This is a genomic window from Humidesulfovibrio idahonensis, from assembly GCF_054657715.1.
In genome coordinates, this window is the sequence record NZ_BAAHYE010000003.1 from 1,778,560 (window position 1) to 1,798,632 (window position 20,073).

Annotated in this window: 21 protein-coding genes; 14 read left to right on the forward strand and 7 right to left on the reverse strand. The window is 67.0% G+C overall.

Annotated elements, in window-relative coordinates; genetic code table 11:
* Positions 1 to 106: 106 nt before the first annotated feature.
* The 5 genes from alr to ACYQ4W_RS14280 all read left to right on the forward strand — a co-directional run bounded on the left by alr (position 107) and on the right by ACYQ4W_RS14280 (position 4,619).
* Entirely contained in the window at positions 107 to 1,243 is a 1,137-nt protein-coding gene (gene alr / locus ACYQ4W_RS14260) for an alanine racemase (RefSeq protein ID WP_459857921.1), read from the forward strand.
* A 21-nt stretch (positions 1,244 to 1,264) separates the two neighbouring features.
* Positions 1,265 to 1,462, forward strand: coding sequence for a hypothetical protein (locus ACYQ4W_RS14265; protein WP_459857923.1), 198 nt, complete (start codon positions 1,265 to 1,267; stop codon positions 1,460 to 1,462).
* 122 nt (positions 1,463 to 1,584) lie between these two features.
* Complete coding sequence (locus tag ACYQ4W_RS14270; protein WP_459857925.1) at positions 1,585 to 2,511, forward strand: PilZ domain-containing protein; 927 nt, start codon at positions 1,585 to 1,587, stop codon at positions 2,509 to 2,511.
* Between the two features lie 11 nt (positions 2,512 to 2,522).
* Positions 2,523 to 3,095, forward strand: a complete 573-nt coding sequence (locus ACYQ4W_RS14275) for a flavodoxin family protein (protein WP_459857927.1) — start codon at positions 2,523 to 2,525, stop codon at positions 3,093 to 3,095.
* Between the two features lie 3 nt (positions 3,096 to 3,098).
* Entirely contained in the window at positions 3,099 to 4,619 is a 1,521-nt protein-coding gene (locus tag ACYQ4W_RS14280) for a DNA recombination protein RmuC (RefSeq protein ID WP_459857929.1), read from the forward strand.
* Positions 4,620 to 5,181: 562 nt separating this feature from the next.
* Here the strand turns inward: ACYQ4W_RS14280 and era are convergent.
* The 3 genes from era to ACYQ4W_RS14295 are packed head-to-tail and all read right to left on the reverse strand — an operon-like array spanning position 5,182 to position 8,542.
* Positions 5,182 to 6,093, reverse strand: coding sequence for a GTPase Era (gene era, locus ACYQ4W_RS14285; RefSeq protein ID WP_459857931.1), 912 nt, complete (start codon positions 6,091 to 6,093; stop codon positions 5,182 to 5,184).
* 14 nt (positions 6,094 to 6,107) lie between these two features.
* On the reverse strand, positions 6,108 to 7,187 hold the full coding sequence (locus tag ACYQ4W_RS14290) for a M24 family metallopeptidase (protein WP_459857933.1): 1,080 nt from the start codon (positions 7,185 to 7,187) through the stop codon (positions 6,108 to 6,110).
* The gene (locus tag ACYQ4W_RS14295) at positions 7,178 to 8,542 is read right to left on the reverse strand and encodes a protoporphyrinogen/coproporphyrinogen oxidase (RefSeq protein ID WP_459857935.1); all 1,365 of its coding nucleotides are present in this window, start codon (positions 8,540 to 8,542) and stop codon (positions 7,178 to 7,180) included. The genes ACYQ4W_RS14290 and ACYQ4W_RS14295 overlap by 10 nt, the downstream gene beginning before the upstream one ends.
* 164 nt (positions 8,543 to 8,706) lie before the next feature.
* On the opposite strand from ACYQ4W_RS14295, the gene ACYQ4W_RS14300 reads away from it, so the two are divergent.
* The 3 genes from ACYQ4W_RS14300 (at position 8,707) to pstA (ending at position 11,519) form a co-directional block, all read left to right on the forward strand.
* Entirely contained in the window at positions 8,707 to 9,555 is an 849-nt protein-coding gene (locus tag ACYQ4W_RS14300; RefSeq protein ID WP_459857937.1) for a PstS family phosphate ABC transporter substrate-binding protein, read from the forward strand.
* A 120-nt stretch (positions 9,556 to 9,675) separates the two neighbouring features.
* The gene (gene pstC / locus ACYQ4W_RS14305; RefSeq protein ID WP_459857939.1) at positions 9,676 to 10,566 is read left to right on the forward strand and encodes a phosphate ABC transporter permease subunit PstC; all 891 of its coding nucleotides are present in this window, start codon (positions 9,676 to 9,678) and stop codon (positions 10,564 to 10,566) included.
* Between the two features lie 101 nt (positions 10,567 to 10,667).
* A complete protein-coding gene (gene pstA / locus ACYQ4W_RS14310) occupies positions 10,668 to 11,519 on the forward strand; it encodes a phosphate ABC transporter permease PstA (protein WP_459858564.1) in 852 nt (283 codons plus the stop codon).
* A 71-nt stretch (positions 11,520 to 11,590) separates the two neighbouring features.
* Here pstA and ACYQ4W_RS14315 read toward each other — a convergent pair whose 3' ends face one another.
* The gene (locus ACYQ4W_RS14315) at positions 11,591 to 11,986 is read right to left on the reverse strand and encodes a Ros/MucR family transcriptional regulator (RefSeq protein WP_459857941.1); all 396 of its coding nucleotides are present in this window, start codon (positions 11,984 to 11,986) and stop codon (positions 11,591 to 11,593) included.
* A 324-nt stretch (positions 11,987 to 12,310) separates the two neighbouring features.
* Here ACYQ4W_RS14315 and ACYQ4W_RS14320 point away from each other — a divergent pair, with 324 nt between their 5' ends.
* The gene (locus ACYQ4W_RS14320; RefSeq protein ID WP_459857943.1) at positions 12,311 to 12,574 is read left to right on the forward strand and encodes a hypothetical protein; all 264 of its coding nucleotides are present in this window, start codon (positions 12,311 to 12,313) and stop codon (positions 12,572 to 12,574) included.
* A gap of 400 nt (positions 12,575 to 12,974) precedes the next feature.
* Here the strand turns inward: ACYQ4W_RS14320 and moaA are convergent, their stop codons facing one another.
* The 3 genes from moaA to purD are packed head-to-tail and all read right to left on the reverse strand — an operon-like array spanning position 12,975 to position 15,816.
* A complete protein-coding gene (gene moaA / locus ACYQ4W_RS14325) occupies positions 12,975 to 13,976 on the reverse strand; it encodes a GTP 3',8-cyclase MoaA (RefSeq protein WP_459857946.1) in 1,002 nt (333 codons plus the stop codon).
* Between the two features lie 28 nt (positions 13,977 to 14,004).
* On the reverse strand, positions 14,005 to 14,529 hold the full coding sequence (gene purE, locus ACYQ4W_RS14330) for a 5-(carboxyamino)imidazole ribonucleotide mutase (RefSeq protein WP_459857949.1): 525 nt from the start codon (positions 14,527 to 14,529) through the stop codon (positions 14,005 to 14,007).
* A gap of 9 nt (positions 14,530 to 14,538) precedes the next feature.
* Positions 14,539 to 15,816: a phosphoribosylamine--glycine ligase gene (gene purD, locus ACYQ4W_RS14335; protein WP_459857952.1), complete on the reverse strand. Its 1,278-nt coding sequence runs from the start codon at positions 15,814 to 15,816 to the stop codon at positions 14,539 to 14,541.
* Between the two features lie 198 nt (positions 15,817 to 16,014).
* Here purD and ACYQ4W_RS14340 point away from each other — a divergent pair, with 198 nt between their 5' ends.
* The 5 genes from ACYQ4W_RS14340 to sppA all read left to right on the forward strand — a co-directional run bounded on the left by ACYQ4W_RS14340 (position 16,015) and on the right by sppA (position 20,042).
* Positions 16,015 to 16,398 carry a hypothetical protein gene (locus tag ACYQ4W_RS14340; protein WP_459857955.1) on the forward strand — a complete coding sequence of 128 codons (384 nt, stop codon included), beginning with the start codon at positions 16,015 to 16,017 and terminating at the stop codon, positions 16,396 to 16,398.
* 153 nt (positions 16,399 to 16,551) lie between these two features.
* Positions 16,552 to 17,439 (forward strand): YitT family protein, encoded by an 888-nt coding sequence (locus tag ACYQ4W_RS14345; RefSeq protein WP_459857957.1) that lies wholly within the window; start codon positions 16,552 to 16,554, stop codon positions 17,437 to 17,439.
* A 9-nt stretch (positions 17,440 to 17,448) separates the two neighbouring features.
* Positions 17,449 to 18,279 carry an SAM hydrolase/SAM-dependent halogenase family protein gene (locus ACYQ4W_RS14350; RefSeq protein WP_459857960.1) on the forward strand — a complete coding sequence of 277 codons (831 nt, stop codon included), beginning with the start codon at positions 17,449 to 17,451 and terminating at the stop codon, positions 18,277 to 18,279.
* A gap of 6 nt (positions 18,280 to 18,285) precedes the next feature.
* Positions 18,286 to 19,035, forward strand: coding sequence for an adenosylcobinamide-GDP ribazoletransferase (locus tag ACYQ4W_RS14355; RefSeq protein WP_459857963.1), 750 nt, complete (start codon positions 18,286 to 18,288; stop codon positions 19,033 to 19,035).
* A 23-nt stretch (positions 19,036 to 19,058) separates the two neighbouring features.
* On the forward strand, positions 19,059 to 20,042 hold the full coding sequence (gene sppA, locus ACYQ4W_RS14360) for a signal peptide peptidase SppA (RefSeq protein ID WP_459857966.1): 984 nt from the start codon (positions 19,059 to 19,061) through the stop codon (positions 20,040 to 20,042).
* Positions 20,043 to 20,073 lie beyond the last annotated feature (31 nt).

The following is a 20,073-nucleotide window of genomic DNA, read 5'->3' on the forward strand; positions in this document are numbered from 1 at the left end:
CCCGACCAGCCGGGTCTTCAAGACGCACCTTGCACCCCGGGCCAATCTCTGCCAATCTGCCCCCCGCGCTTCCCTCATCAAAAAAAGCGCAGGAGATTTGCCTCCCATGAGCATTTTGTACAACAAGTTCGAAGTCAGCGTCCGTCTTTCGGCCATCCGCTCCAACTACAGGCTTTTGAAGAACTCCGGCAGCCGGGTCATCGGCGTCATCAAGGCCGACGCCTACGGCCATGGCCTGTGCGAAGTGGCCGAGGCCCTCTCGCAGGAAGGCTGCGACACCTTCGCCATCGGTTCGGTGGAGGAAGGCGCGGCCCTGCGCAAGCACCTGGTCGAGAAGGGCATCAGCGCGCGCATCATGTCGCTCTTGGGCCCCGTGGACCCGGAAGACTACCCGCCCCTGTGGGAATACGACATCATTCCGTTCATCGGCAGCTTTCGCCAGTTGGAGGCCGTTGCGGGCCAGGCCTCGCGCCTGGGCAAGCCCCTGGCCATCTCCGTCAAGTTCGACACGGGCATGGCCCGGCTGGGCTTTGTGGAAAGCGACCTGCCCCGGCTTTTGGAGCGCCTGCGCGAGGCGCCTTTGGTCAAGCCGGTCATGGCCAGCTCGCACCTCGCCACGGCCGACGACCCCGGCGCCGTGGGCTTTGTGCTGGAGCAGGGCAAGCGCTTCGAGACCATGGTCGCGGCGCTGCGCCAGGCCGGGCACCAGGTGGAGGCCAACCTGGCCAACACGGCGGGCATTTTGGGCCACCAGCAGCTGCACCACCAGAGCCAGCGCGGGGGCATCGCCCTTTACGGCGCCAACCCCTTTGCGGGCACGGCCTGGGAGCACCTGGGGCGCGGGCTTGTGCCGGCCATGGAGGTGCGCACCAAGATCGTTTCCGTGCATCCGCTGAAAAAGGGCCAGACCATAAGCTACGGCGGCACCTACACGGCCAGCCGCGACATGCAGGTGGCCATCGTCGCCGCGGGCTACGCCGACGCGTACAGCCGCGGGCTTTCCAACAAGGGCACGCAGATGCTCATCGGCGGGCGCAGGGTGCAGCAGGTGGGCCGCGTGTGCATGCAGCTGTGCGCGGCCGATGTGACCGACGTGCCCGACGTGCGCCCCGGCGACTGGGCTGTGCTGCTTGGCGGCAGCGGGCCGCTGGCCATTTCGGCCGACGAGCTGGCCTCCTGGTGGGGCACCATTTCCTATGAAGTTTTCTGCCTGCTGGGGATGAACCGGCGGGTCTACATCTAGACCGGGTTCAAGGAGCGCATCATGGCTGAAGAAGAATGGATTTTCGCGGAGAAGCTGCCCGTTGACGAGGCCGACCCCAGGGCTCTCATGAGCAAATGGGCCAATGTGGCCGAGGACATGGCCCTGGTGCCGGAGCTCAACGTGCGCATGCGCGTGGAGGAAGGGCATTTCATCATCGAGGTGAGCCCGGAGCTGTACGACGTGTTCCGCACCGCCTAGACCCGGCCCCGAGGTTTTCTCCGTCGTGCCGGGGGCTTTTGTAACCGGCTTGCGTCTCTACGTTTGACAACGTCCGCGCGCCGCACGTATTCTTGCCGCCAACCAGATATTCAGGAGGCGGCATGACGGATGCGGCATGGTGGACCGGCATGGCGCTGGTGGCGGCTTTTTCCGCCGCCGGCGGCTTTGCGCTGGGCCGCGCCGGGCGGCGCAGCGTGGTGCCCGCGCAGGATGCGCCCCTGGCGGCGACCGCGCCTTTTCTCAAGGATCTTGCGGCCCGCGCCGTGCCCCTGGACTTCAGCCTGTCCTCTTCCTGCTCGGCGAACGGCAACGGCGGCGCAGGCAACGGGGCCGAGGCCGCGGGCGAGTCTTTGGGCCGCTGCGTGCCCATATCCCTCGGACCGGACGGGCTGCTCTGCGAGCTTCTGGACATTGCCGCCCCGGGCCGCGCCGGCCCCGGCGCGCGCGTCACCTGCTTTTTCCCGCCGCAGCGGCTTGAGGGCCGCAAAGTAAACGCCTTCGAAACGGTCATCGCCGCCGTGGACGCCGTGGCCGAGCCGCCGCGCATGCTGCTGGCCGCCCCCACGGAGCTGCTGGCCATCGTGCGCCGCCGCCACACCAGAAAGCGCGTCAGCGACCAGCGCTTTGTGCGCGTGCGCCTGTGGCTGGCCGAGGCGGGCGTGAGCCCCGTGTATTTCCCCGACGCCGCGCCCGACATCTGGGTCAACGCCTATGACGGCCGCCACGGCGAAGAGAACGCCGTCACGGACATTTCCGCCGGCGGGCTGGCCCTGGAGGTGCGCGCGGGGCTGCTGCCCGGCGCGCTGGAGCAGGGCAGTCCCGTGGTGCTCAAATGTTCGCTGTTCCAGTTTCGGGAGAAGCAGTTTAAGCCTTACTGGTACGCCGGGCTGGTGCGCGGCGTCAGCGCGCCCGGCGGCCCGCAGGGCAAGCTCAGGCGCATCGCCGTGGGCTTCACCCACGTGGGCGCGGCCGATGAAGCCGCCCCCCAGGGCGTGGACTGGACGGCGCGGGTCACCACCGAAACCTAAGGAGAGGGCAGATGAAGGTGCTTGGCATCAACGGCAGCGCGCGGCTGAACGGCAATACCGCCATCATGCTCAGGGTCGCTCTGGCCGAGCTGGAGGCCGAGGACATCGACACCGAGCTGGTGCAGCTGGGCCCCAGGGCCCTGCAAGGCTGCATTGCCTGCTACAAGTGCTTCGAGAACAAGGACGGCCGCTGCGCCGTCGACGACGACATGAACGGCTACATTGAGAAGATGCGCCAGGCCGACGGCATCCTGCTCGGCTCGCCCACCTATTTCGCCGATGTCACCACCAACATCAAATCCCTCATGGACCGGGCGGGCATGGTGGCCAGAGCCAACGACGACATGTTCAGCCGCAAGGCCGGGGCCGCCGTGGTCACCGCGCGCCGGGGCGGGGCCATCCACACCTTCGACACCCTGAACCACTTCTTCTTCATCAGCCAAATGATCGTGCCCGGCTCCAGCTACTGGAACATGGGCTATGGCCGCGAGCCCGGACAGGTGAATGGCGACGACGAAGGCCTGCGGACCATGCACGTGCTGGGCAAGAACATGGCCTGGCTGCTCAAGAAGCTGGCCGACTAGCCCATGGAGACGCTGCTGGGCGTTCTGGCCCTTGTTTTTGGGGCCGCGCTGGGCGCGGTCGTCACCGCCCTGCTGCTCAAAAGCCGCTTCGCCGCCGAGGCGCTGCGCCTGCGCGCCGAGGCCGAGGCCCAGCTGGCCCAGGCCCGCAGCGGCGAGTCCGCCCTGGTGGAGCGCCTGCGCGGGGCCATGGCCCAGGCCCAGACCCTGCGCGCGGAGCTGGACGGCCTGCGCCTTGCCGCCGCCGAAAGCGCCGTCGTGCTGCGCCAGGAGACCGGCCGCCGCGCCAGCGCCGAGGAATCCGCCGCCCGCGTGCCTGGGCTGGAGGCCCGCCTTGCGGCATCCGCCGCCGAGCTTTCGGCCCTCAAGGTGCGCGAGGGCGATTTGGCCGCCCGCATGGAGGAGGAGCGCAAGGCCGCGAGCGAGAAGCAGGCCATCCTCGAAGATTTGCAGGCCAAGTTGCAGGACACCTTCAAGGCCCTTTCCGCCGATGCGCTGAAGCACAACAACCAGAGCTTCGTGGAGCTTGCCAAGTCCCACCTCGCCACCTTCCAGGAAGCGGCCAAGGGCGACCTGGAGCTGCGCCAGAAGAGCATCGAGGGCCTGGTGAAGCCCATCAAGGACTCGCTCACCCAGGTGGACGCGCGCATTCAGGACATGGAGAAGAGCCGCCAGAACGCCTACGTGGAGCTGTGCCAGCAGGTGAAGTTTCTGGCCAGCGATCAGGTGGACCTCAAGAAGGAGACGCGCAAGCTGGTGGAGGCCCTGCGCCGGCCCACGGTGCGCGGCCGCTGGGGCGAAATGCAGCTCAGGCGCGTGGTCGAGCTGGCGGGGATGATCAACTACTGCGACTTCACGGAGCAGGCCAGCGTCAGCACCGAGGAAGGACGCCTGCGGCCGGACATGGTGGTGCGCCTGCCCGGCGGCAAGAACGTGGTGGTCGACGCCAAGGCCCCGCTGGAAGCCTATCTGAACGCCTACGAATCGACGGACGAGGACGCGCGCAAGCACAACATGCAGAGCCACGCCCGGCAGATCCGCGACCACCTGACCAAGCTCGGCAACAAGGCCTACTGGGAGCACCTGAAACCCACGCCGGAGTTCGTGGTCATGTTCCTGCCCGGCGAGATCTTCTTCAGCTCCGCCCTGGAACACGACCCCGCGCTCATTGAGGAGGGCGTGGAAAAGGGCGTCATCGTGGCCTCGCCCACGACGCTCATCGCGCTTTTGCGCGCCGTGGCCTATGGCTGGCGGCAGGAGAAGGTGGCCGAGAGCGCCCAGCAGGTGAGCGAGCTTGGGCGCGAGCTGTACAAGCGCATCGTCACCTTGTCGGAGCACTTCGCCCGCGTGGGCAAGGGGCTTTCCGGCGCGGTGGATGCCTACAACAAAACTGTGAGTTCGCTGGAATCGCGGGTGCTGGTGCAGGCCCGGCGCTTCAAGGAGCTTGCCGCCGCGCCCGAGAAGGAACTGCCCGCCATGGAGCCGCTGGAGATCGCCCCGCGCGAGGTGCAGCCCGGCGAGGAGTAGCAACGCCTGGGTGACCTTCCGCTCGACGACCCACTCGCCAATCCTCCTCGCCAATCCTCCCGCCGTTCAGCCCGCCGTTCAGAACGTCGGAACGCCGCACCGGCGGGAATCGCCCCGCACTGGCGTCATGCTTCATCGCATGCTCCTGGCGGAAGTCGTCCACATGAAAACCGGCCGGAGCGTGGGCTTGGCTGATGTGATTTTGAATGTGGTCGAGGGGGCGCCCCGTCTGGGAGCATCGGCGGCATGGTCTGAGCAGCCTTGAGGGGGCGTTTGGCGCAAAAAACAACCGGCCAGAGCTTCCGCCCCGGCCGGTGTGATTTTGAAACTGAAGGTGTGTTCTGGCCGAAGAATCCAGCGGTACGGCCTGCCAGCCCGAAAAGCCGCCAATTCAAATAGACCGCCAGTGCAAAAAACTCGTCAGCGCAACGAACGTCAGCGCAAAACATCGGCTCGAAACATCGGCTCGAAACATCGGCTCGAAACATCGGCTCGAAACATCGGCGCGAAATGCCGGCGCGAAGCATCGGCGCGAAGCGCAGGCTCGCGGGAAGCCGGCCGGTTATTCGCCCAGGCCCATCTCGCGCAGGAAAGCGGTGTCCTCGGTCCAGTCCTCGCGCACCTTGACCCACAGCTCCAGCAGCACCTGATGCTCCAGCAGCACTTCCAGCTCGATGCGCGCGGCCGTGCCGATCTTTTTGAGCATCTGGCCGCCCTTGCCGATGACCATGCCCTTGTGGGTGCTGCGCGCCACGTGGATGCAGGCGTTGATGCGCACTGCGCCCGCTTCCGGCTCCTCCCACTTCTCGATCTCCACGATGGTGTTGTACGGCAGCTCCTGCTCCAGTTCGAGGAAGAGCTTCTCGCGGATGATCTCCGCCGCCATGAAGCGCAGGGACGCGGTGGAGAGCTGGTCGTCCGGGTACTGGGCCGCGCCTTCGGGCAGAATTTTGGTGATGGCTTCGAGCAGGTCGGGCACGCCCTCGCCCGTGGAGGCGGAGATGGGGAACACCTCGGCCTGGGGAAAGGCCTGGCCGATGCGCAGCAGGAGCGGCAGCATCTTTTCCTTGGGGCGCAGCACGTCCACCTTGTTGGCGGCGATGAACACCGGCTTGCCCACGCGGGTGACCGGATCGGTGAGGGGGCGTATCTCGCCGTCAAAGAGCTGCGGCTTTTTGGCGTAGAGCTGGGCGTCGATGATGAGCACCACGGCGTCCGCCTGGGAAAGCGCGCCCCAGGCCGCCTCGAGCAGCAGGCGGTTCATGCGTCCGGCCATGCGGTGCACGCCCGGGGTGTCGAGGAACACGATCTGCGCGTCGTCCGTGGTGTGGATGCCGCTGATGGCGTTGCGCGTGGTTTGCGGCTTGGGCGAGACGATGGCCAGCTTCTGCCCCAAAAGGTGGTTCAGAAGGGTGCTTTTGCCTGCGTTTGGCGGGCCCATGAGGGCCACATGGCCGAAGCGATGGGTAGTCATGCGGTCCTTGTCGGTTAAAGTGCTGTGCAGCCGGATTCGGTCACCACGACCATGTACTCCCAGCGCACGCCGCCCCAGGAGGCGTCGTACAGGCCGGGCTCCACGGTGACGACCATGCCGGGCGCGAAGACGCCTTCGGCCCGGGGGGCGAGGCTTGGGCCCTCGTGGGTCTCCAGGCCGATGCCGTGGCCGAGGGAGTGCGTGAACTGGCCGGCCACGCCCGCGTCCTCGAAGACGCTGCGCGCGGCCTTGTACGCATCGGCGAATTTCACGCCCGGGCGGATGACCTGCATGGCCGCCTTTTGCGCGGCCATAACCAGGCGCTTGGTGTCCTGAAAGCGTTCCGACGGGTTGCGGCCCACCCAGAAGGTGCGCGTCTGGTCCGAGCAGTAGGCGTCCAGACGGCAGCCCGCGTCCACCAGCACCAGGCTTTCGCCGGGAATCCTGGTCTCGCCGGGAATGGCGTGGGGCAGGGCGGCGTTCTGGTTCACGCCCACAATGGACGGGAACGAGAGGCCCTCGGCTCCGGCCTCGCGGAACAGGCGTTCTATCTGCCAGGCGGCCTCGGCCTCGGTCATGCCGGGAACGAGGACATCGGTCAAGGCGCGCATGACGTGGTGGTTCAGTCCGCAGGCGGCGCGCAGAAGATTGATCTCGGCGGGCTCCTTGATGCGGCGCAGGTCTTCCACCAGGCCGGAGCACGGCGCCAGGGCGAAGTGTTCGCGCAGGGCCTCATAGTCGAAGACATTGACCGCGCGCGGGTCGAAGCCGAGGGCGGTGACGCCCTGGCCCTTGAGCACCTCGGCCATGGCCGCGTGCTTGCCGCCGCCGTAGATGAGCGTGTCCTCCACGGGCCAAAGCCGCTTGGCCGCGTCGGTGAAGCGCGCGTCGGTCATGAGCAGGTCGCGCCCGGAGGGCAAAATGACAAGCCAGCCCACGGACTCGTTGCACTGCGAGTCGCAAAGTTCGAAGCCGGACAGGTAATAGCGGTTGGCGGCGTGGGTCACCAAGAGCGCGGGAACATTCTCCTCAGCCATCCTGGCGCGCAAACGTTCGCGCCTGGCGGCGAATACGGCGGGATCGGTCAGCTCCACTGGTAGGTCTTCTCCGGTTCGTTTTGCATCATGCGTTCGGCCCATTCCACGCCCTGCATGACGCTGTGGTCCATGTTGCTCACCTCGTACTTCCAGCCGCCGAAGCGCCCGCGCGAGAAAATGCCCTGGGCTTCCAGCCAGGGCTGCAGGGTGCGCAGGGCCTGGTCGCGCTCCAGGCAGGGCACGGGGTAGCCGTAATCAACGGTGAGCTCGAAACGGCTTTCAACCGCCGCATCCTTCGCCAAAAGGCCCACGGTGTCCAGCCCCTTCACGGTGCGGTCCATGAGCCGGGAGATGTCCTCCTGCTTGTGGGCCGAAAAGCTTGTTTCACACAAGAGCGCCGCGCGGTTCTCGTCCGCGCCGGGCACGTTGGCGGGCGCATAGTTGTGGAAGTTCGTCACGCGGTAGAAGGGGCAGTCGCTCTCCGGAAAGTACATCCAGCAGCGGTCGTCGGCCTGGCCTTTGTGCAGGGCCCGGCCGCGCGCGCCCACCCCGGCCACGAACACGCCGTTGTGCTTCAGCTTGGCCGCGGCCTCGCGCATCGCCTCCGGCGCAAAGAGCAGCTGATTCGCAATCAGCAGGTCCAGCGGGCCGGTGCTCAGCAGATGTTTGTAGGTGATGCTCTCGCCCTCGGCCGTGGTGAGGGTCTTTTGCGCCGCGTCGATTGTGGTCACGGCGCAGTCGTAGCGGATGTTGCCTGCCAGGCGCTCGGCCAGGCGGCGGAACACCTCGCCCGTGCCGCCGTGGGCCGGGAAGGCGAAGGTGCGGTTGGGACCCCAGCCAAGCTCGTCCTGCTCCAAAATGATGTTCTTGAGCACGGTCTCCAGGTCGATGACGCTGACGCGCTCGCCCATCCAGGAGGTGTTCATCTGCGCGGGGTCGATGGCCCAGACCTTGTAGTTGTAGGGCCACAGGAACACCTCGGCGATGCCCTGGCCGAAGACGCTGTGGATCCACTCGCGAAAATTCCGCGGCGCGGCTTCGGGCCGGTGGCCGGGCAACAGCCCGCGCACGCAGCTCCATTTGGCCTCGGCCGGGAGGTGGCGGACGTTGTTCTGGAAGGGATAGGGCACCCAGGTGCCGCAGGCGCGCACCCAGGCCTTGCGCTGGTGGTGCAGCTGGTCCGCGCCGAGCAGGTCGTCGAGCATGCGGTCGAAGTACTCGTAGTGCGAGAACACCACATGCCCGCCGATGTCCCAGGTGTAGCCCTGGGGGTCCTTGAAGCTGGCGGCCAGGCCCCCGGCGTAGGCGTTTTTCTCCAGCACCACGAAGGAGCCGCAGCCCAGTTCGTCCAGCCTGCGCGCCGCGCCCAGGCCCGTGGGTCCCGCGCCGATGATGGCGTAATCAACCTGCATTGCTGGCTTCCTCCCGCATTGGCCGGCCCGGCGCGCCGGTTTTGCGGGGCCGGGGCGCGGCCTTCGCGTCACCCACCTTTCTCCCCGCCGTCACACAACCGTCACATGGCGCAGCTATATGATGCCCGTACCGGACATGAACATCAACCCTTTCGGAGGAATCCATGAAACGCTTAAGTCTCGCCCTCGCCGCCATGCTGGTCCTGGGTCTTGCCGCAACGTCGTTCGCCGGCGAAATCGCCGTCAAGGGCTCCACCACCGTGCAGCCCATCATGCAGAAGGCCGTGGAAGCCTTCATGGCCCAGCATAAGGGCGTGTCCATCTCCATTTCCGCCTCGGGCTCGGGCGACGGCGCCAAGGCCCTCATCGACGGCTCCACCCCGCTGGCCATGATGAGCCGCGAGATGAAGGAGTCCGAGATCAAGCAGGCCAAGGAAAAGGGCGTGAACCCCAAGCAGATCGTCATCGCCTATGACTGCATCACCCCGGTGGTGAACAGCGCCAACCCGGTCAAGAACCTGAGCATGGCCCAGCTGAAGGACATCTACACCGGCAAGATCACCGACTGGAAGGAAGTGGGCGGCGCTGCCGGCCCCATCTCCGTCATCTCCCGCGACTCCTCCTCCGGCACCTTTGAGTACTGGGGCGAGCATGTTCTGAAGAAGGAACGCGTTTTCGCCCGCGCCCAGATGCAGGCCAGCAACGGCGCCGTGGCGCAGGTCGTCTCCAAGCAGAAGGGCGCCATCGGCTACGTGGGCCTGGCCTACGCCAAGGCTCCCGGCCTGAAGGACCTGACCGTCGACGGCGTGGCCGGCAGCATCGCCACCACCCTGAACGGCACTTATCCCGTTTCGCGCGGCTTGTACCTGTACACCAACGGCGAGCCCACCGGCGACGTGGCCAAGCTCGTTGAATACATCCTCTCTCCCGCCGGCCAGAAGATCGTGGCCTCCGTGGACTACATTCCCCTGAAGAGCCTCAAGTCCGCCCCGGCCAAGAAGGGCAAGAAGTAGCAAGCGGCACTCCTCCATAAGAAAAGCGCCAAGAAGACCTTCCTTTGCGCCCCGCCCCTCCGCCCCAGCCCATCAGGGCGGAGGGGGCGGGTGACCGCAAAAAGGCAGGAAAAGGAAACCATGCACAGACGAACCAAAGAAGCGCTCATCAAGCAGGTGTTTCTGGGCACGGCCGTCACCTCGCTGGCCGTGCTGGCCCTGATCATGATCTTTCTGTTCATGGAGGGGCTGCCCACCTTCTCCTTCGTGAGCGTGAAGGGCTTTTTGACCGGCATGGACTGGTACCCCACGGACGAGGCCCGGCCCGACTACGGGGTTCTGCCGCTCATCGGCGCCAGCGGCGCGGTGACGGCCCTGTCGTCCATCTTGGCCATTCCTTTGGGCGTCATGAGCGCGGTGTACCTGGCGGAGATAGCCAACCCCCGCGTGCGCGCCGTGGCCAAGCCGGTCATCGAGATGCTGGCGAGCCTGCCCTCGGTGGTCATCGGCTTCTTCGGCATGGTGGTCATGGCTCCGTTTCTGCAAGATTTCCTGGGCATTGAGGTGGGGTTGAACCTGTTCAACGCCGCGCTCATGCTGGCCTTCATGAGCGTGCCCACCATAGCCAGCGTGAGCGAGGACGCCATTTACGCCGTGCCGCGCGAGCTGAAGGAAGCGAGCCTGGCCCTGGGCGCCACGCACCTGGAGACCCTGGTGCGCGTCACGCTGCCCGCCGCGCTCTCCGGCATCGGCACCGCGGTCATTCTGGGCATGAGCCGGGCCATAGGCGAAACCATGGTGGTGCTCATGGTGGCGGGCGGCGCGGCCGTGCTGCCCACATCGCTTTTCGACCCCGTGCGGCCCATGCCCGCGAGCATCGCGGCGGAAATGGCCGAGGCGCCGTTCCGCAGCAACCACTACCATGCGCTGTTCGCCATCGCCATGGTGCTCTTTCTGGTGACGCTCGGCTTCAACATTCTGGCCGACTACATTTCCCACAAGCATCGCCAGGTTGGCTCGGCCTCCCTGTAAGCATGAGGAACAAGCCCATGACTCCTCCGGCAACCTCCGCCCTCGCCCCTGGCCAGCCCGTGGCCCCCTCTGTGTCGTTAAGCGTGGCCCAGGGACGCGACATGCGCCGCAACGGGCTCGAATGGTTCGTGTTCATGCTGCTGCGCGGGGCCATCCTCGTGGTGGCCGCGGCGTTGGCCATCATCGTCGGCTTTTTGGTGAAGAACGGCATCTCGGCCATCAGCTGGGAATTTTTGACCGAAGCGCCGAAGAACTACATGACCGAGGGCGGCGTGTGGCCGTGCATCGTGGGCACGCTGCTCTTGTCCCTGGGGGCCATGGCCGTGGCCGTGCCCCTGGGCGTCTCCAGCGCCATCTACCTGCACGAGTACGCACGGCCCGGCACGCTCATGCGCATCATCCGCCTGGGCGTGAACAACCTGGCGGGCGTGCCTTCCGTGGTGTTCGGACTGTTCGGGTTGGGGCTTTTCGTCACGGTGCTCAAGCTGGGCGTTTCGCTGGCGGCGGGCTGGCTGACCCTGGGCGTGCTGTGCCTGCCCGTTGTCATCGGCACCGCGGAAGAAGCCCTGCGCAACGTGCCCGCCACCTACCGCGAGGCCTCCCTGGCCCTGGGCGGCACCAAGTGGCAGACCATTTGGCGCGTGGTGCTGCCAAGCGCCCTGCCGGGCATTCTGACCGGGACCATTCTGGGCGTGGGCCGCGCCGCGGGCGAAACCGCGGCCATCATGTTCACCGCGGCGGTGTTCTACACGCCCAAGATGCCCACCAGCATCTTCTCGGACGTCATGGCCCTGCCCTATCACATCTACGTGCTGGCCACCGCGGGCACGGAAATCGAGAAGACCCGGCCCATCCAGTACGGCACGTCCCTTGTGCTCATCGCCCTTGTGCTGGGCATGAACCTTGCGGCCATCCTGTTGCGCGCCTGGCTGCAGAAGCGCCACGCGCACTAGCCGCGCTGGCGCGACGCAACGAAAAAGGGGGCCTCCAGGCCCCCTTTTTTTGCTTGCCGCTCAAGCAGGAGCTACTTCTTGATCCTGCGCTCCCACAGCTTCATGTCCTTCATCTTCTTGCGGCGCTGGCGCTGCAATTCCTTGCAGACCAGGGGCATCTTCTTGGGGTAGCCCCACTTTTCGCGGTATTCGTCGGGAGTCAGGCCAAACTTCGCCAAATGGCGCTTGGTGAGCACCTTGAACGTTTTGCCGGATTCCAGGCAGATGATGCTCTTTTCGCGGACAGCCTTCTTGGGGTCCGTGGTGGGCACAGCCGCAACATCCTCCTCCTCAGCCGTCGCCTCGCCGATGGAGCGGATGCCGTTGCACAGACTGCGGACCATGGACAGAATCTCTTCCTCCGTCATGGTTCGCACAGTGGCCTGAGCCTTAACGATGTCCAGTGCTTCCTTCAGAAAATCATCCATCGCGTTCTCCTCAAAGGGGGTTGTCGTTCGTCTTGGCGCATGGTGCAGCGAATTGGCGACCTCAAAACAGCACTGCGGCATCAAAATACTGAAGGGGCAGCGGGAAGTAAAGAAGGAACAGGAAAAAACATACACGAAATATTACGTAGAGTCCGATGGCCAGGTACCAAGTTGAAATATGAATACTGCAATGGTTTTCTAAAGAGGGGTTGCGCTTTGCGCGCAGAAGATTATCTTTGAGAAGTAGCGACACAGGCTCCGGCACAGGCGGCCGAATGGTTCAGGGCGCCGCGTGCGGGCGAAAGCAGCAAGGAGAAACCGGAAATGGCAACAACGAAGTTCGACCCGGAACTCTTGTATGTGGAATGCGCCAAGTGTGGACAGCCTGTGATCTGGAGCCCCGGCGACACGACGAGGATTCTCGCCTGGGCGGGCATAGACGCCCAGACCCTGGACGAGAAGTGCATGATCGTTTCCGAGGGGTGCCCGGCCTGCCAGCCGGGCCAGCAGAGCTTCAGCACACAGGTGGTGCGTTTGCGCAAGGCGCCCGGGGGGCGCGCTCCCATCGCAGGCGCGCCGGTCAACTAGCCTACTCCCGAACCATCCTCCGACACCTGGACCGGGGCGGCGGCGCATCCCTGGCCCTTTCGAACAGATCGCCAGACGCATGACTTCATCCGCCCAGGACCGGACCCTTCAAGCAGCCTCAGCGATTGCGCCTGTGCGCGGCAAGGCCGAAAGCCCTGCACTATTCCCTTCACTCATGTCTCTTCATGGTCTCGCGGCGCTCTTGGCCATGCAGGGGGGAGCTGTTGCGCTGTGGAGAGGGCGCAATCCTCCGCAAACGCGGCGTTGCAGCGCAACTGTTGCGCATGCGCCCTTGAGACTGCTTTGTTTTCCAGACCCGTGGCGTGCGTGCGCTTCCGCCGTCCTGCCGCCCGTCCGTTGCAGACGGCTGGCCGCCGCCTGGCCGCCGCCTAGCCGCCGCCTAGCCCCCGATGGACGACATGGACGTGGCCGAGACGCCCTGGCCCGCGCGCCGCGCGGCGAGGAGCTCCGCGCCCACGGGCTTCTTGCGCAGGGCCAGCCGCACAATGCGCTCCACCGCGGGCAGGCCCAGCTTCTTGTGGCGCAGGGCCGGGCGCAGGCGGTAGGTGCGGTCGCTGAACAGGCAGGTGCGCAGCTCGCCGCCGCTGGTGATGCGCAGGCGGTTGCACGTGCCGCAGAAGTGGTTGGAAAGGGGCGTGATGAGCCCGAAGCGGCCCTTGCCGCCCTCGATGGCGAACATCTGGGCCGGACCTGCGTCGGCGTCGTCGCGCGGGAGCGGGGAGAGGGCGGCCAGCGCCTGGGCCTCGGCCAGAATGTCCGCCGCGCTCCACACCTGCTCGGGCTTCCAGTCCGCGCCGCCCATGGGCATGTACTCGATGAAGCGCACGTCGATGGGCTGTTGCCGCGCGAGGTCGAGGAACCCGGCCAGCTCACGGTCGTTGACGCCGCGCAGGGCCACGGCGTTGATCTTGACCCGCACCCCGGCATCCAGGCAGGCGTCTATGCCCCGGCGCACCTCGTGGAAAAGGTCCTGCCCGGTGACGCGAGCAAAGGTGGCGGGAGAAAGGGTGTCGAGGGAGATGTTGACGCGGTCGACCCCGGCCACGGCCAGGCGCTGGGCAAAGGGCGCCAGCAGGGTGCCGTTTGTCGTCAGGCGCAGGGTGAGCTGCGGAAAGCGCTCCCGCACGTGCTCCACGAATTCCATGAAGTCCTTGCGGGCAAAGGGCTCGCCGCCGGTGAGCCGCACCTTGCGGATGCCCAGCTTGGCCGAAAGGCCCATGAGGTCCAGCAGCTCCTCGTAGCGCAGCACGTCGAAGTGCGTGAGCCGCGTGCTCATGCGGCCGTCGCAATACAGGCAGCGCAGGTTGCAGCGGTCCGTTACGGAAAGCCGCAAATAGCTGACCGCGCGTCCTTTGTCGTCTGCGAGCAGAGGCTGGGGCATGGGCGCTCCGGGCTGGGTCTGGGCGGTTTTACTGGCCTTTGCTCTTGGCGCGCCGCGCGGTGTCGGCTTCCTCCACGGTCACGGCGGCCTTTTCGACGGCGGCGATGAACCCGGCGCGCTCGTCCTTCAGGCGCTGGGCCAGGCCGGAGTCGGAAAGGGCCAGGATCTGCGCGGCCATCCAGGCGGCGTTTCTCGCGCCGGCCTTGTCCAGGGCCAGGGTGCCCACGGGGAAGCCCGGCGGCATCTGCACCGTGGCGAAAAGCGCGTCCATGCCGGACAGGGGCGAGGCGGCCAGCGGCACGCCCAGCACCGGCTTGGTGGTGCGCGCGGCAACGGCTCCGGCCAGGTGCGCGGCCATGCCCGCGGCGCAGATGAACACCTGGCAGCCCTGGGCCTCCAGCTCCGTCACCAGGCGCTCGGTGCGCTCCGGCGTGCGGTGGGCGCTGGTGACCGTGAACAGATACTCTATGCCCAGCTTGGCGAGAATCTCGGCGCAGGGCTTCATCAAGTCTTCATCGGAAGCGCTGCCCATGAAGACGGCGACCTTGATCATGACGCTCTCCTATTTGCTGCGGGCAATGCCCTTGTCGCCGATGTCGCGGCGGAAATAACAGCCCTCGAAATGAACCTTGGCCACGGCCTCGTAGGCCTTGGCCTTGGCCTGGGCCAGGGTGGCCCCCAGGGCGGTGACGCCGAGCACCCGGCCGCCGCTGGTGACGGTCTTGCCGTCCTTGGCCGCCGTGCCCGCCTGGAACACCTTCACGTCCGGCAGGGCGTCGGCTCCGGCCAGTCCGGTGATCTCCATGCCCTTGGGGTAGCTGCCGGGGTAGCCCGGCGCGGCCACCACGACGCAGAGGGCCGTTTCGGGCCGCACGCGCACCATGTCCGGGGTCAGGCGGCCCTCGGCGCAGGCGAAGAAGATCTCCAGCAGGTCCGCGTCCAGGCGCATGAGCAGCGGCTGGCACTCGGGATCGCCGAAGCGCACGTTGTACTCCAGCACCATGGGGCCGCTTTTGGTGAACATGAGCCCGGCGTACAGCACGCCCTTGAACGGGTGCCCCAGCTCGGCCAGGCGCTTCAAAATGGGGCGGATGCACAGCTCGGCGGTTTCGGCGTATTTGTCCTGGGGCAGAACAGGGGCCGGGCTGTAAGCGCCCATGCCGCCGGTGTTCGGGCCGGTGTCGCCCTCGTGCGCGGCCTTGTGGTCCTGGGCCGAGGGCAGCAGCGCAAAATGTTCGCCGTCGCAAAAGGCCAGAAACGAGGCTTCCTCGCCGGCCAGGGCGTCCTCGACCACCACGCGGGCGCCCGCCGCGCCGAAGCTTCTCTTGACCATCATGTCGTCGATGGCCAAAAGCGCCTCGTCCACGGTTGCCGCCACCACCACGCCCTTGCCCGCGGCCAGGCCGTCGGCCTTGACCACCAGCGGCGCGCCGTGGGCCCTGATATACGTTTTCGCGGCCTCGGCGTCGTCGAAGACCTCGAAGGCGGCGGTGGGCACGCCCGACTCGCGCATGATGGTCTTGGCGAAGGCCTTGCTGCCCTCAAGCTGCGCGGCAAAGGCATCGGGTCCGAAGCAGGGGATGCCCGCGCGGGCGCAGGCGTCGGCCATGCCCTTGACCAGCGGGGCCTCCGGCCCGACGACGACCAGCCCGATCTTTTCGGCCTTGGCCAGGGCCAGCAGGCCCTCGATGTCGTCGTCCTTCAGCGGGACGTTCCGGGCCACTTCGTTGGTGCCGCCGTTGCCGGGCGCGGCAAAGACGCGGTCCACCTTGGGATTTTGCGACAGCTTCCAGCACAGGGCGTGTTCCCTGCCGCCGGAGCCGATGACGAGCACATTCATGCGGGCTTACTCCACGTTGCGGTTACGTGCCCCAGGGATAGTGAAAAGAGGGGGTTTTGGCAAGGCGGCCCGGTTGCGCGCGGGCTGGCGGCATTTTAAACGCATATTTCCGGGGCCCGGGGCTTGCGTCTCGCGTTCAATTGGATAGGATGGGCTTGAAATTCAAAAGGGGTCAGACAATCAGGAGTTGGGAGTAACATGAGTACCAGCACCAGGAAGCCCACCGCCGCACCGGCCAAGAAGAAAACCACAACAGCGCCCAAGACGGCGCAAAAAGCAGCGCCCAAGAAGGCGGTGGCCAAGGCCACGGCGAACGTTCCGGCCAAGGCTGTGGCGGCCAAGGTTCCGGCGACGAAGACAACGGCCAAGGTTCCGGCGAAGGTTGCGGCCAAGGTTGCGCCCAAGCGCGGGCAGAACAGCCGCGAGGCCATGCTGGCCCGTGTGGAGTCCGTGCGCCTGTCCCAGCGGACGGAGGGGCACTTCGACTGCTTCGGCCGCGCGGACCAGGGGTACTGCGACCAGGGTGAGTGCGCCTACCACGCGGAATGCATGAGCGTTTCCGGACTGCTGCATAGCGTGTAGCCCTTGGCGGCAGGGGGGCGGTCCGCCGTCTTTGCGCCGTCGGTCTCTTTGCTGTCGCCGTGGGCGCGCAGACCTTTGCGCGCCGGGGGAATCGTGCGCCCGACCCTTTCCCTGCGCGAAGGAATCCTGTAGGTAGCTCCCCAGGTACCCGCCATGACGTCAACCCACGCCACCACTCTGCGCCGCAGCCTGCGCCGCTACGCCTTCACGGTTCCCTGGAACCTGTTCCTGCTCACCGCGGGCTCGCTTCTGGTGGCCTTTTCCATCAAGAGCGTGGCCGCGCCCCACGGGCTGCTCACGGGCGGGGTCTCGGGCCTGGCGCTGCTGGGCTATTACGTGTTTCCCTCCCTCGACACCGGCACCTGGTATTTCGCCCTCAACGTGCCCATCATGCTGGTGGGCCTCAAGATGGTCAGCCGGCGCTTCGTGCTCTACAGCCTCTATGGCATGGCCGCCACCAGCGTGCTCATCGGGCAGATAAGCTACGTGCTGCCCGTGGAGGACCCCTGGCTGGCGGTGCTGGCCTGCGGCGTCACGCTCGGCGCGGGCATCGGCGTGGCGCTCCGGTCCATGGGCTCCACCGGCGGCGCGGACATTCTGGCCGTGGTCTGCCGCGAGCGCCTGGGCATTCCCATCGGCCGCTTCGAGTTTCTGTTCAACCTGCTGGTGTTCGCCGTGGGCTTCGCCACCCTCAAGCTGGAGATCGTGCTGTACTCCGTGGCCATGAACTTTCTGGTGGGCTGGGTGACGGACGCCTGTCTGTCCATGTTCAGCGAGCGGCGCATGGCCCTTGTCATCTCCACCCAGCCGGACGCCATAGTGCAGGCCGTGCTGCACCGCCTGGGCCGCGGGGCCACGCTGCTGGAGGCGCGCGGCGGCTGGAGCGGAGAACCGCGCGAGGTTGTGCTGACCATGCTGAACAACATCGAACTGAAACGACTGGAGGAGCTGGTGTACGAAATCGATCCCGGCGCGTTCCTCATCATGGGCTCGGGCTTCAATGTGCAGGGCCAGGGCTTTTCCGAGCGCAAGGCCTATTAGGTGCCGACGATGCGCGCCATTGCCCTGCTGACCGACTTTGGCCTCACCGACCCCTACGCCGGGCAGCTGCGCGCCGCCCTGGCGCGGCAGGCACCCGGCGCGACCCTGCTCGACATTTCGCACAGCGTGGAGCCCTTTGCCGTGTCGCAGGCGGCGTTTTTTCTGGCCGCCAGCGCCCCGCACTTCCCCTCCTCGGCGGTGTTCGTCTGCGTGGTGGACCCCGGCGTGGGCTCCACCCGGCGCATCGTGGGCGCGCACGTGCCCACGCCCAAGGGCGGCCAAGACTTTTTGGCCCCGGACAACGGCCTGCTCTGCCTGCTGTTGTCCACCCCCGGCCTAGCGGAAACCGGGCCCGCCGCGCCGCGCGTGTTCGACCTCACCGATCCGGCTTCGTCCTATGCGGCCTCGGCCACGTTCCATGGCCGTGATATTTTCGCGCCGCTCGCCGGACGGCTTGCCGCCGGGGAGGCGCTGGAGGACATGGGCCGGGAGCTGCCCCAGGATGAACTGGCGCGGCCGGACTGGGCCGGAACGAGGATCCGCCCGGAGAACCCGCGCGAGATCGACGTGCATGTGCTGCATGTGGACCGCTACGGCAACTGCCTGCTCTCCTTGCGGGCGGGCACGCCGCCGCCCCGACCGGTGACGGCGCTGAAAATGCCCTGGGGCCAGCGCCGCGAGGTGCAGATGGCCCGCACCTACGCGGACATTCCCGCCGGGACCGTGGGCCTTCTGGCCGGCAGCCAGGGCTTTTTCGAACTGGCGGCCAACCAGGCCTCCGCAGCCGTGGCCCTGGGCCTGCGCCGGGGCGACGCCCTGCGCCTGGCCTGGACGGAGTAGCCCGGCGTGTTCGGACGTTTTCTCGCCACCCTGGGGTTCCTTTCGCGCCTGGCCCCGGCCCGCGTCATCGCGGAGGCGGACATGCGCCGCACCATGTTCCACCTGCCCCTGTGCGGGCTGGTCATCGGCGCGGCGGCCTGCGCCCCGGCCCTGGCCGGACTTTTCGCCGGGCGGCCCCTGGTCCAGGCCTGGACCGTGGCGCTGCTGTCCGCCTACCTGACGCGGGGCCTGCACCTGGACGGCTTGTCCGACGTCATGGACGGCGCGGCCGCGCACACCAGCCCGGAGCGCTTCTGGACCATCGTCAAGGACAGCCGTTGCGGCACCTTTGGCGTGGTGGCCGTGGTGCTGGCCTTGCTGGGGCAGGTGGCGCTGTTTTCTGAAATTTTGGGCCATGCCCGGGCCTGGGCCCTGCCCTGGGTGTTTGTGTTCGGCCGGGCCTGCGGCGTGTGCTTCGGCCGGGCGGCCAAGGCCTACGGGCGTCCCGGTCTGGGCGGGCTGTTTCTTGCCGGCGCGGATGGCAAGGCCGTTGGCTGGGCCCTTGTGCTGGCCCTGGCCCCGGCCCTGTGGCTGTGGCCCCTGGCCGCCGTGCTGGCCGTGCTGGCCGCGCTGGTTTTGCTGACGCCGCTGTACCGCCTGGTGCGCGCCGTGGCCGGGGTCAACGGCGATTTCCTCGGCGCGTCCATCATCATGGGCGAGGTGGCCGCCGCGGCCGGACTTGTGCTTTCCGCCGGGCCCCTTTGGCCCGCACCCTGAACCCCCGCTTGTCTGGAGGCCCCATGCTTCGCATCCGCACCGCCGCCGTTACCGTCCTTGTCCTCGCGGCCCTTTGCCTTGGGGGGTGCACCGCCAATTTCAACATGCTGGGCGGGCCTGCCGCGCCCTTCCGCGAGCAGACCCTTTCCGGCAAGGGGCAGGGCAAGATCCTGCTCCTCTCCGTTGACGGGCTCATCAGCGAGCGCGGCAAGGAAGGCCTTGTGCGCACCCGGCCCAGCACCGTGGAGGACGTGGCGGCGCAGCTCAAGATGGCGCGCAAGGACAAGGACATCAAGGCCGTGGTGCTGAAGGTGGACTCCCCGGGCGGCACCACCACGGCCAGCGACATCATCTACCACGAGCTCATGACCTACAAGGCCGAGACCGGAAACAAGCTGGTGGTGGCCATGATGGGCCTGGCCGCCTCGGGCGGGTATTACGTCTCCCTCCCGGCGGACCACATTTGCGCCCTGCCCACCACCATAACCGGCAGCGTGGGCGTCATCTTTCTGCAGCCGCGCGTGGCCGGGCTTCTGGAGAAGATCGGCGTGGGCGTGGACGTGAGCAAGTCCGGCGCGCAAAAGGACATGGGCTCGCCCTTCCGCGCGGCCACCCCGGAGGAGCGGCTGCTGACGGACTCCATGGTCAAGGCCCAGGCGGCGCGCTTCATCGGCCTGGTGCAGGAGCGCCGCAAGCTTGACCCGGCCGCGCTCACCATCGTGTCCACGGCGCGCGTGTTCACCGCGCAGGAGGCCAAGGACCTGGGACTGGTGGACAGCGTGGGCTACCTGGAGGACGCCCTGGCCACGGCCGCAAGCCTGGCCGGACTGCCGCGGGATGCCCGCGTGGTGGCCTACCGCAGCCGCCCGGCCCCGAACGCCACGTACTATCAGCCGGGGGCCGAGTTCGCCGGGCCGAGCCCCACGGTCGTCAACCTGGGGTTGGAGAGCCTTATGCCGCCCCACGCCGGGCTGTATTATCTGTGGACGCCGGGGTGGGCGCAGTAGCGCCGCTTGCCCCGGAGTACGTATCCTGCTA